9 protein-coding genes are annotated in these 12243 nt (G+C 56.6%); 3 read left to right on the top strand and 6 right to left on the bottom strand.

The window, feature by feature from the left end; all coding sequences use genetic code 11:
* Window positions 1–2 precede the first annotated feature (2 nt).
* Complete coding sequence (gene galB, locus BN5935_RS09115) at window positions 3–2573, top strand: beta-galactosidase GalB (RefSeq protein ID WP_064976904.1); 2571 nt, start codon at window positions 3–5, stop codon at window positions 2571–2573.
* Window positions 2574–2646: 73 nt separating this feature from the next.
* Here the strand turns inward: galB and BN5935_RS09120 are convergent, their stop codons facing one another.
* From BN5935_RS09120 to BN5935_RS09135, 4 genes are all read right to left on the bottom strand, one after another.
* On the bottom strand, window positions 2647–4713 hold the full coding sequence (locus tag BN5935_RS09120) for a hypothetical protein (protein WP_147625798.1): 2067 nt from the start codon (window positions 4711–4713) through the stop codon (window positions 2647–2649).
* A gap of 445 nt (window positions 4714–5158) precedes the next feature.
* Complete coding sequence (locus tag BN5935_RS09125; RefSeq protein WP_235821060.1) at window positions 5159–5413, bottom strand: hypothetical protein; 255 nt, start codon at window positions 5411–5413, stop codon at window positions 5159–5161.
* The gene (locus BN5935_RS09130; RefSeq protein ID WP_064976905.1) at window positions 5398–5820 is read right to left on the bottom strand and encodes a plasmid mobilization protein; all 423 of its coding nucleotides are present in this window, start codon (window positions 5818–5820) and stop codon (window positions 5398–5400) included. The genes BN5935_RS09125 and BN5935_RS09130 overlap by 16 nt, the downstream gene beginning before the upstream one ends.
* Before the next feature lie 928 nt (window positions 5821–6748).
* Window positions 6749–7969, bottom strand: a complete 1221-nt coding sequence (locus BN5935_RS09135; RefSeq protein ID WP_064975835.1) for a site-specific integrase — start codon at window positions 7967–7969, stop codon at window positions 6749–6751.
* Between the two features lie 54 nt (window positions 7970–8023).
* Between BN5935_RS09135 and BN5935_RS15150 the strand changes: the two genes are divergently transcribed.
* Entirely contained in the window at window positions 8024–8299 is a 276-nt protein-coding gene (locus tag BN5935_RS15150) for a hypothetical protein (protein ID WP_147625799.1), read from the top strand.
* A gap of 144 nt (window positions 8300–8443) precedes the next feature.
* On the opposite strand, the gene BN5935_RS09140 is transcribed toward BN5935_RS15150, so the two are convergent.
* Both BN5935_RS09140 and typA read right to left on the bottom strand, forming a co-directional pair.
* Complete coding sequence (locus BN5935_RS09140; protein WP_064975836.1) at window positions 8444–9070, bottom strand: DUF4377 domain-containing protein; 627 nt, start codon at window positions 9068–9070, stop codon at window positions 8444–8446.
* 248 nt (window positions 9071–9318) lie between these two features.
* The gene (typA, locus tag BN5935_RS09145; RefSeq protein WP_064975837.1) at window positions 9319–11121 is read right to left on the bottom strand and encodes a translational GTPase TypA; all 1803 of its coding nucleotides are present in this window, start codon (window positions 11119–11121) and stop codon (window positions 9319–9321) included.
* A gap of 81 nt (window positions 11122–11202) precedes the next feature.
* Here typA and aroB point away from each other — a divergent pair, with 81 nt between their 5' ends.
* Window positions 11203–12219 (top strand): 3-dehydroquinate synthase, encoded by a 1017-nt coding sequence (gene aroB / locus BN5935_RS09150; RefSeq protein ID WP_064975838.1) that lies wholly within the window; start codon window positions 11203–11205, stop codon window positions 12217–12219.
* Window positions 12220–12243: the final 24 nt, after the last annotated feature.

Genomic DNA, 12243 nt, shown 5'->3' on the forward strand with positions numbered 1-12243 from the left:
CCATGAATCTCTTTTCCGGATTATCGTTGCTGTGTCTGTTTGCCGTAGGTACGGCAACGGCACAGCCTTCGGGACGCGTGAAACTCAACGAGGGCTGGAAATTCTATCGGGGAGACGCTGCTCCGGGTGATTCGCTGCGGTTGAGTTACGAGCGGCTCAAACCCTTCCTGCTGCCTGCCGGGAAGCAGTCTGTTGTTCCTGATGGCGCTCCCGACGGGGGCGATTTCGCTGCTCCGGAGTTCGATGACTCGGCATGGCGCACGCTCGATCTTCCCCATGACTGGGGTATCGAGGGCCCTTTCCGGCAGGAGTATCCCGGTGAGACCGGAAAATTGCCGTGGTGGGGCCGGGCATGGTATCGTCGTACGATCCGTGTCGGCGACGCTGACCTCGGAAAACGCATTTTCCTCGAGATCGACGGAGCCATGTCTTTTTCGACGGTGTGGTGCAACGGCCGTCTGGCCGGTGGATGGCCCTACGGCTATACCTCCTACCGAGTCGACCTGACCCCCTGCCTCGTGCCGGGCGACAATACATTGGCCATCCGGCTCGACAATCCGCCCGAATCGAGCCGTTGGTATCCCGGCGGCGGAATCTACCGCAACGTGTGGCTTACAAAGTCCGATCCGGTCGGCATTGCACATTGGGGCACCTTTGTAACCACGCCGCATGTCACCTCCGACTGTGCTTCGGTCAATTTGCGCATCGAGTTGCGTAACGACGGGATGGAGATGCCTGCTGCGATCGTGACGACCGAGTTGTTTGCGCTCGGCGCCGACGGTGCATGCTCTGGAGAGGTATTGGCCCGGGCTGAAGATGTCGTCGACCGCGTGGAGAACGGGCAGTTGCTCGTACAGGAGTTTTCCGTGGATAATCCCCGACTCTGGGGGCCCGGACATCCGGATCGGTATGTCGCCGTCACGACGGTACGTTGCGGCGACCGGATTGTGGAGCGTTATTCCACGCCGTTCGGCATTCGCCGGGCGGAGTTTACCCATGAAGGCTTTTTTCTCAACGGCGAGCGGCTGATGCTGCAGGGCGTCTGCATGCATCACGATCTCGGGGCATTGGGGGCGGCGATCAATGTGAGTGCAATCGAACGGCAACTGCGTATCCTCCGGGAGATGGGCGCCAATGCGATACGGACGGCCCATAATCCGCCTGCGCCCGAGTTACTGGAACTTTGCGACCGTATGGGATTCCTCGTTCTCGACGAATTTACGGATACCTGGCGTATCCCCAAAAAACCGAACGGTTATGCGTTGCTCTTCGACGATTGGGGTACGGCCGATCTTACGGCCCTGATTCGCCGCGACCGCAACCATCCGTCGGTGATTGCCTGGAGCACGGGCAACGAAACAGCCGAGCAGTGGTATCCCGAGACGTATGATGTCTCGCGTGAGCTGACCGACTTGGTACACCGCGAAGATCCCTCGCGTCCCGCGACTTTCGGGAGCAACTACTGGCTGTCTGCGTCCAACGATTTCCGCCATACGGTGGATATTTTCGGGTTCAACTACAAACCGATGCTTTATGAAGGTTTTTGCCGCAACAGCCCTTTTCAGCCCTTCATGGGTTCTGAAACAGCCTCGTGTATCAGTACGCGGGGTTTCTATGTCTTTCCGTTGAGCGACGACAAAAGCCGGGGACGTGCCGATTTTCAGGTCAGCTCCTACGATCGTTTTTCTCCCGACTGGTCGACGCCGCCCGACACAGAGTTCGAGGGGCTCGACCGCAATCCTACGGCCGCCGGGGAGTTTGTCTGGACCGGGTTCGACTACCTCGGGGAACCCACGCCCTATAACGACGACTACACTATTCTGGAAAACTTCAGCGATCCGGAAGCCCGCACCCGGGCGGCTGAAGAGCTGGCTCGGTTGGGGCGGCTGCGTATCCCGTCGCGCAGCTCCTATTTCGGGATCGTCGATTTGGCGGGATTCCCCAAGGATCGTTATTATCTTTATCAGGCTCGGTGGCGTCCCGACCTGCCGATGGCTCACATCCTGCCTCACTGGACATGGCCCGGCCGCGAAGGTGAAGTGACGCCCGTTCATGTCTACACTTCGGGCGATGCTGCCGAGCTCTTCGTCAACGGACGTTCGCAGGGCCTACGCCGCAAGGGGGCGTTCGAATATCGCCTGCGTTGGGACAGCGTCCGTTACGAACCGGGAGAGGTACGGGTTGTGGCTTACCGGAACGGAAAACCGTGGGCCGAAAACCGAATCGAAACGGCTGGGAAGGCCGCCTTTGTGGAGCTTACAGTAGACCGGACGACGGTGCAGGCTGGCAGCGAAGATTTGTTTTTTGTTACGGCGAAACTTACTGACCGCCGGGGACGCTTTGTGCCGCAGGCTGCTGACAGACTTGATTTCTCGGTCGAAGGCCCGGCCCGGATCGTTGCCACCGATAACGGCGATCCGACGAGTCATGCATCGTTCCAGAGCCCTTCGGTTAACGCATTCAACGGTCTTGCGCTGGTTGTCTTGCGGCCGACCGGGGAACCGGGCGATATCCGGTTGAAAGTTCGCAGTCGGGGCATCCGTTCTTTCGAACTGCAGCTCCGGGTCGAATAATTCGTCCCGCGTATGAAAAATCCCGCAGGTAATTCGAACCTGCGGGATTTTTCATATGCGAGAGAACTGTTTGTCAGCGGCGGACTTTCGGGTAAGGATCCGTGCCGATCCAGCTCATGCCGGATGCAGCTCGTTGCCGGTATGACTTCCCTTGCAACCGGGTTTCCGCCACGATGGGTTTCCGGATGTTCAGATGAATGCGTTCGATACACTTTTCGGCAGGTTCGATGTGCAGCCGGTCCGGGCGGGTCCAATGCGCCGAACAGTTATGGGCTCGGATTGCTCCCGTTTCGGACACGATGACGTAGGCGGTGGTCAGTACGCACTCTTCGAGGGCTTTGAAGATTTCGTAAACCGTGTTGTCTCCGGCACCGCCCGGACTGCCGAACCGGGTGAAGGCGTGCTCGTCGTCGGGGCGCAGCCAGGGGCTTATCATTCCGAGGTATTGTTCGCCGACGACCGAGTCGCGCATCTGACGTTCATGAGGATTGTTAGCTGCGGGTGTACATACCAGTCCTTCGATGTAGGGATCGGGAATGAATCCCCAACGCAGTCGACCGTCGAGGTCCATAAGTTGTACGCAGGCGCCGGTCGTTTCCATCAATTCATCGAGATAATGTTCTTCGCCTGTCAACAGATAAAGATAACATACCGCGTAGATTTTCCATGCCGTCCATCCGTGGGGCGAGTTCATAGCCTGATTGGGCGAGAAATAGATGTCGAGAGCCTCCCAGTAGCGGAGCGTGGCACCCCGCATCCGGCAGTCGGGAATAAGCCGTTGTTCGAGACAGCGGTGCTTTTCCATCATATGGCGGGCAGCTTCGGCATATTGCCTGCGAAGGGCGCCGTCCGGCATGTGCAGGCCGCAGAGTGCCATTTGTAGGGCGCTGCAGGTGATCATGCCGTCCTCGAAAGTCATGTCTCCTTCTGTTTCGATATCGTCCAGACGAAGTCGCAGGTCTTCGGCCGCCCGTATGGCCGATACATGATGCCGTCGGGCCCGGTCGGTCCATCCGGCCCGCAGTTCGGCGTCGGCCAGCTCGAACATCGACTTGGCCGGGTAGATGACTGCCGTATAGTGGATACCCTCCGAGCGGTAGGAACCGTCGCTCCACTGGACCGAATCGGAGGCGATGAAGTCTCCCAACCGCGATGCGTTCAGCAGGTATGTATCGTTACCGGTAGCTTCCCACAAGTCGACAAGCATGCCTGCCAGTGTCGAAAAATTTTGAATACGTCGGGGATTGGCCTGTTCCTGCGGATGACCCCGGGAATCGATCAACTGCGGCAGGAGCCCGGAAAATCGCTCTTCGAGAGCTTTGTCACGGACGGGGTCCGGGAAATGCCGTGCGGCGAGGAAAGCCGGATAATAACCGTAAAAAGTCTCGCATGAGGCGCTGAAAAAGGGCGGATGTTCCGCGACGGAGTTACGGGCCTGTGTCAGGTACCATGACCAAGGATTGCGGACGTAGAGCGATACTTCGGACTGTTTGCCGCCTGCGGTAATCGTGATGCGGTAAAGCCCTTTTTTCCGGAGCGGAGGCGTGACGAGTCGGTTCTCGTCTGTTGCCGGGAGACTTTCCGTGCGACCGTCGGGGTGGTGCAATATCGCTTCCGAAACAGCTTGCGTTCCATGGATTTTCACCGATGCCGCTTCGCCTGAGCAGAGTGTGTATTTCCGGGCCTCGGGCAGCGGAGCTGACAGCCACGTTGCAAGGGTGGGCTTTACCTGTTCTAGCTTATCGACTACTCCCAAATGTATTGTCCAGCGGAGGCTTTCTCCCGGGGCGATTTCCGTGAGGTGTTGCGGATGGCGTGCCGGAAGGGGTGGTGCGTGCAGGAAATCAAGACTTGCCGTATGGATCTGATGTCCCCAAAGCCATGCCTTGTTCCCTTCGAAGATATAGTTCAAACCGTAGGATGCCGTCGGTTCTTCGACGCCGAATGCCAGTATCCGTCCCCGGGGAGACATGAAATAACCCCATGCAAAATCTCGTTCGCAACGTATCAATGAGGGGAAGAACTTTTCGTTCCATGCCGGAAAACTCCGCATTTCGCTGTCCACGCCCAATACGAGCCGTTCGCGCAGGGGAGCATGGGTTGTTGTACCTTCGTTAGTGATCCGGCATTCGATGCGCAAGTGGTCCTCTTCCTCTCGATAACGAAGTTCGTAACGGATTGTACCGCGTCGTCCGGAAAATGTGGAAGGCGAGTCAGGCGACGGTTGTAGTGTTATGCCTTCGAAGGCCGGTCCGGCATTCAATTCAGTTTGGAAGGGAATGCACCAAGAATCATTGCCGATTTGTTGGGTATAACCAAGGAGCGTACCGGTTTGGGGATTGACGATCGCCTGCCATGTAGAACCGGACAAGTGCAAGACATTACTATTCGATGCTGCCAATACCGGAATAATCGACAAGAAAAAGAGACTGGTTAAAATTGAAATTATACGCACTTTCTATTGATTGAGTTGGAGAGTCTTTATCATTCATAATTAAGACAATTCAGATGCAAAAAGACACATGATGGTTTGTTGTATATACCCAACTATTTACCTAATAGGTTTGGCTTCTGTAATTTGTTTATTATATGTATTTCAGCTTGTCTTCCGGCGACGGGTTCAGCGACACATGGAATACCGTATTACTCGTGCGCCGACCAGCTTCGAGGTACGGCCAGAAACTCTCCATGCAGGCATCAACATCCATACGCCCGTGTTTGTCGAACAGTTCGAGCATCCTCTGCCAATAGAGGATTTCGGCTTCATCCTTATCCACTTTCTCCTTGTTGTAGTACAGAGCCCCTCCGGGCGAGGAGCCCGATCTTATATTCGCAACCACTCCTTAGCCTGTTTTGCAAGGTTCAGAATCTCGATGCTCAGGGCTTTCAGCTCACGCGTCCGCTGTTCCAACATGGCGATCTGATGGGGTATTGCAATGTTGGAAAAGTGCGTATTTACGGTTTTTACAATCTGGTTGTAGTTATTTCCCAACTTCTGAAACTGGAAATAAAAGTCATTGAGTCGCGCGACGAACTGTACTTTCGAAGGGTCGCGGCGAATGACAATGAACTCCTCCTCGAAGATGCGTTTGACGATAAACCGGCTGCGGTTATGTTCCAATCCTGCTTTGCAGAGCAGTTCGTTGAAGCGAATGTTCTGCTCTTCATTAAGCCGGAAAGAGTACTTATGACTCGGCGTTGGGGGCTTCTTTCCGGTCTTGTCGGTCAGTTTTCGGTTTGTATCCATAATATCGGTAAAAAAAGGGTCGCGACTTGGGAGCGACCCCGGCCTCGCAGAGCGAGCACCTTTGTCGGACAAATGCCAATTTGTCGGACAAAGGTACAGCTCGCTACCCTCTGGCGAGGGTAAGAATCCGCGCCGGAGAATTACTGCCGAAAGTTTCGGAAGTCCTCCATGACGGGGCCTGAGGCCGGGTCGTTTCCGGGTGCAATATTACAACCGTCGGGCGCAGAAAAAAAGCCCGCCGAACGGACTGGAGCGGACAGTGGCGGACATCGGGACGGAAGCGTTTTACCCTGTTGTATATTGCGGCAGAAAGGAATTTTTCATTATTCGAATACTTGAATTTATAGCTCTCTGGCAACTTCTCCAACTTTATCTTCAGCGATAAATCCGGGGATGTACGGAAATAGAAAAATATAGATTTCCAGAAATCCGAATCGGAATATAAATAGCTATAAATATGGAAATTACCCTTTCTGCAAAACAATAAAAACCTCTAAATATCAAAAAATGATGGAATCAGCAAGTATTTCAATCTGCAACCAGAAAGACGGCGTAGGAAAATCGACTTTCACTGTACGCTCGCCAGTTACCTACATTACACTTTGAGGCATAACGTGCTTGTCGTAGACTGCGACTATCAGAGTTCAGATATGCGTGTCGTAGAGTCAATAGCCCGTTGGGTAGCGTCCAGGCGCAGAAAGCCTCCTTTTCCGACGGTAGCGTTCAGCAAAATGCCGGGGATGGAAATCCGCAAGGCTCGCCCCTCGGGCGATTCGCATGGCCTTGCGGATTTCCATCTCCGGCGTTTAATTCCCTGCCGGCGGAAAGAGATTACAAGGATATATCAGACTTTTTTGTTTTGAAGGGCGAGACGATATATGCTGTTCTCACATGGCTCCGTATCGTTTTTCCCAACTGTCTGCTATTTCTATACAGCCATAAATTTATCCGCCAGTTTCTCCTTGAGCATCTCCACTTCCCGGTCGATCATCGGCAGGGTCACCTTCGCATAGGTCTGCGTCGTGGTGATGCGTTTATGTCCCAGCATCTTCGAGAGCGTTTCCAGCGACACACCGTTCATCAGGCAGACCGTCGTGGCGTAGGTATGGCGCCCGACATGGAAGGTCAGTTTCTTGTCGATGCCGCATAAGGCGGCGATGCGCTTCAGGGAGCGGTCCACCGTATTCAGATGCGGCATGAAAGAAAAGACGCGCTCCGCACCATCGTACCGGCAGCGTTCCAGAATGGACAGGGCCGCAGGCAGCAGTTTGACGACATACTGCGTGTCCGTCTTGCAGCGGTTGCCTGTAACCCACCAGTCGCCGTGCGCATCCTGTTCGAACTGTTTCCAAGCAAGGGATTTCATATCCGCGTAGCAGATACCCGTAAAACAGGAGAAGAGGAACAGGTCGCGGATGATGCGCTGTTTCTTCGTGCGGAGCGCAGCGTGCTGAAGCGTGAGGATCTCTTCCTCGTTCAGGAAGGCACGTTCCGGCGTGGGTTCGTTGTAACGGTACGAGGCGAACGGGTTGCGGGGCATGATTCCGTCGTTGAAAGAGACCTTGACCACATTGATCAGGCAGTCCAGATAACGGCAGATGCTCGTGAGTTTAAGCGCCCGTTCCGTCTTCAGGTAGACATGGAACTGTTCGATGAACGACTGTTCCAGTTCGGCAAGGGCGATGTCGCTCACACGGTATTTCGCCGTAAGGAACGCCTGCAGGTGTTTCATCGTCGCAAGATAGCGGTACCAGGTGTTTTTCGAGCGGTCGACGCCGATACGCCCGTGCAGATCCTCCGTGAAACTGCGGAAAGTCTCCAGCAGGGTGCGGTAACGTTTTCCGAACCCCAGCCAGGCGTTCTTGACCTTCTCGGCTGTCACATAGCTTTCCCGATCGCGGATGTCCCGATAATGACGGTCGATTTGAGAGCGGATATCGTCCAGATACCGGTTGATACGGTCCGCTTCGAGGCTTCGGCCCTTGGCATGGCCGCCGCGGACTTCCCACAAACGCTCCGGAACCGTGAGCTTCGCACTGAACTGCGAAATCGTGCCGTTGACCGTGATGCGGCCCATGACAGGAACCGCCGACTGTGTTTTTTCCTTGTTCCTTTTCAGGTAGAACAGAACCTTGAACGTGCTGCGCATAAACTCTGCTTTTTAAGGGGTACAAAACTAATTTCAGCAGAGTCTCCGATCAAGATGAACGAAAATGCAATAGGCGGAAAATCACCGTTTTATGAAATGAGAGGCATTCCCGAACAAGGTAATGTTTTGGAAACCGAAACCTCGTTCGACGATGCCGCCGGCTGGCCATTCGAAAGCTTCTACAGGGCGAACCGAAACGAAAAACAGCCTGATTGTCAATACCACTGCGCTTATTTGCCCGTTTTGGGGATTTGTTGTACTTTTGTGGCCAAAAGTACCAAAAGCCTCCGCATGTCGTTCTTCGCGGGAGCGCCCTCTGGTCCGCGCTGAGCGGGTGCAGCAAGAACAAGACTTTGCAGCCTCCCGCTCCGGGCGTGCGTCCCCTCGGACACTCTTCATCCGCTCCGAACGATAATGCGGATCACTTCCGTTGCCAATGACAGCATTCGGGACGCTGCATTGTCAGGCTTGAATCTATGGCAGCTCCTCGGACGCTTTTTCCTCGCTCGAAATCAGTTCCGTCTGGTCGTATTTTACCTCGTAGTCGCCCTTTGCGTCGTCGTATTCGGCGACGGGACGTATCCGGATGCGGACCTCGAAACCCGGTTTGAAATCGAAGCCTTCGATCTCCCACGGGAACGGTTCCCAGCGCGGTTCGGTGTAGCGCATGTCCTTGATCCAATAACCGCTCGTCGCCGGACTGTCGGCGCGCCGGGAGGCGATGGTGACCTCGAACTCCGGACTGAACTGCAACGGATCTACATTCGACTGCATCGGCGTGCGCGAGATCGGCTTTTCCATCGTGTAGCGGTATCCGGGGCCGTCGGCCGGGGGATTGGGAACCGGGTCGATGCGGACAAGCATCTCGGTCTGATACCCTCTTTCGAACGTGAAGCCCTCGATGTGTGCCGTGGATATCTCCCACCCGGCATTCGGACCTGTCTTGAGGATGTAGGCGGGAACGTGGCCGAATCCCATGAAGATACCGGCGACGCCCTTTTCGGAGGCCACGGTCCATGTTTCGACGCGCGACTGGTCGTCGTCGTCACAACTGCCGAACGCAAGCGGCAGCAGAAGCAGCAGGAAGCAGCGTTTTTTCATAGGAGTTTGAGGTTTCCCTTAAAACGGCGGCAATGGCCTGATACTGCACGGGCTATGCATAAAAAAACGGACCGGAGTCCGTTTTTTTAGTTATGCCAGATAGCGTTCCGCGACGCTGATCAGAAATCCGACCAGCGCTCCGGCGGCGCCCGCTTAAAAAGCGGGTTTTAGGGCGCGAATGATAGGGAAGAAATGTTTCCGATCCGGTTCCGCGCCCGGACCCTCCTAAAGCCCGGCTCTTAGCCGGGTTATTTTGCAGCGCGTTTGCGGTCGTTCTCGTCGAGCAGGATCTTGCGCAGGCGCATCGAGTGCGGTGTAACTTCGACATACTCGTCGCCCTGAATGTATTCGAGGGCCTCCTCCAGCGTGAAGACCTTCGGCGGGGCGATCGACGTCTTGTCGTCGGAGCCCGAAGCGCGCATGTTGGTGAGCTGCTTGGCTTTGGTGACGTTGACCGTGATGTCGTTCTGGCGCGTATGCTCGCCGATGACCTGTCCGGCATAGACCTGCTCCATCGGGCTGATGAAGAAGCGGCCGCGGTCCTGCAGCTTGTCGATCGAGTAGGCGTAGGCCGTGCCGGTCTCGCCCGAGATGATCGAGCCGTTGGTGCGCATCTCGATCTCGCCGACCCACGGTTCGAACCCTTTCAGGCGGTGGGTCATGATGGCTTCGCCGGCCGTGGCGGTCAGCATGTTCGAGCGCAGGCCGATGATGCCGCGCGAGGGAATGTCGAATTCCAGACGCGTGCGTTCGCCGTCCGAGGACATGTTGGTCAGCGTGCCCTTGCGGCGCGTGGCGAGGTCGATCACCGTGCCCGAGTACTCCTCGGGGCAGTCGACGGTCATCTCCTCGATCGGCTCGCATTTCTTGCCGTCGATCTCCTTGACGATGACGTGGGGCTGGCCCACCTGCAGCTCGTAACCTTCGCGGCGCATGGTCTCGATCAGCACCGAGAGGTGCAGCACGCCGCGGCCGAAGACGTTGAACGAGTCGGCCGAGGGACCCGGGGTGACGCGCAGGGCGAGGTTCTTCTCCAGTTCGCGGTCGAGGCGCTCCTTGATGTGGCGCGAGGTGACGTATTTGCCGTCCTTGCCGAAGAAGGGCGAGTTGTTGATCGTGAAGAGCATCGACATCGTGGGTTCGTCGATGGCGATGGGGGGCAGCGGTTCGGGATTCTCGTAGTCGCAGACGGTGTCGCCGATCTCGAAGCCCTCGATACCCATGATGGCGCAGATCTCTCCGCAGGGAACCTCCTCGACCTTCTTCTTGCCGAGGCCCTCGAAGACCATCAGCTCCTTGATGCGGGTCTTCTGCATCGTCACGCCGTCGCGCTTGGCCAAGGTGACCATCTGGCCCGATTTGAGCGATCCGCGCGTGACCTTGCCCACGGCGATACGGCCCGTGTAGGCCGAATATTCGAGCGACGTGATGAGCATCTGCGGCGTGCCCTCGACGATGGTCGGTTCGGGAATCTCGTCGATGATGGCTTCCAGCAGCGGCACGATCGAATCGGTCGGTTCGTTCCACTTGTGCGACATCCAGCCCTGCTTGGCCGAGCCGTAGATGGTTTTGTAGTCGAGCTGCTCCTCGGTGGCGTCGAGCGAGAACATCAGGTCGAAGACCTGCTCGTTGACCACTTCGGGGCGGCAGTTGGGCTTGTCGACCTTGTTGACCACCACGATGGGCTTCTTGCCCAGCGCGAGGGCCTTTTGCAGCACGAAGCGCGTCTGGGGCATCGTGCCCTCGAAAGCGTCGACGAGCAGCAGCACGCCGTCGCACATGTTCAGCACACGTTCGACCTCGCCGCCGAAGTCGGCGTGGCCCGGGGTGTCGATGATGTTGATCTTATAGTCCTTGTAGATGACCGAAACGTTCTTCGAAAGGATCGTGATGCCGCGTTCGCGTTCCAGATCGTTGTTGTCCAGTATGAGTTCGCCGGTCGGCTTGGCGTTGTCGCGCAGGATGTGTCCTGTCAGAATCAGTTTGTCTACGAGTGTGGTCTTGCCGTGGTCGACGTGGGCAATAATCGCAATATTGCGCAGTTTTTGCATAGAAATGTATTTTGTGGTGCAAAGGTAACAAATTCTCGGGAAATTATACTAATTTTGCTCGATTCCTAAAAAAGTTAAATAATGGAACCTCTCTTCAATGTCCGCTCCCAGAGCGAGATTTACATCGGTCCCGTGAAAGATATCCTTCCCGGAGTACTTCCCGAAGGGCGCGTGGTGGTGGTCTCGGACTCCTCGATCGACCGGCTGTACCACCCGATGCTGGAGAAATACGACTCCGTGCTGATCGGTCTGGGCGAGAGCATCAAGACCCTGCAGACTGTCGAGACGATCTACCGCCGATTCATCGAACTGGGCGTGGACCGTTCGACCTTCGTGCTGGCCGTCGGGGGCGGTATCGTCACCGACGTGGCGGGGTTCGCCGCTTCGACCTACATGCGCGGGCTGAAATTCGGGTTCGTCTCGACGACGCTGCTGGGGCAGGTCGACGCATCGGTCGGCGGCAAGAACGGCGTGAATGTCGACGGATACAAGAATATGGCCGGGACCTTCACCCAGCCGCAGTTCGTGATTTGCGATCCCGGGATGCTGCGGACGCTTCCCGACCGGGAGTTCCGCGCGGGGCTGGCCGAGGTGGTCAAAGCCGCCATCATTGCCGATGCCGACCTGTTCGAACGCATCGAGGGAACGACTTTCGAGGCGCTGCGTGCCGATACGGACCTGCTGACCGATGCCGTTTCGGCGGCGATACGGGTCAAGGCCGACATCGTCGAGCGCGACGAGCGCGAATCGGGCGACCGCCGCAAGCTCAACCTCGGGCACACGCTGGCCCACGCCATCGAGAAATGCTCCAACCGCATGAACCACGGCGAGGCGGTGGCCGTCGGCACGGCGCTGATCGCCGGGGCCGCGGTGAAGCTGGGGGTATTGAAAGCGGAAGACCGCGACCGCATCGTGGCGGTGCTTACGAAGCTGGGCTTCGGCCTGACGCCTCCGGTGGAGGTGCGGCGTCTGCTGAAAGAGGTCGTCAAGGACAAGAAAAACGAGGACGGCATGCTGCGGATCGTCCTGCCGGTGGGCATCGGGGACTGCGAGGTAAGGCCCATGACGCCCGGGGAGTTCGCGGCGTTGTTCATTTAAAAAAATCCGGTCGATTCCGACCGG

This window comes from Alistipes provencensis (assembly GCF_900083545.1).
In the GTDB taxonomy this organism is placed as follows: Bacteria; Bacteroidota; Bacteroidia; order Bacteroidales; family Rikenellaceae; genus Alistipes; species Alistipes provencensis.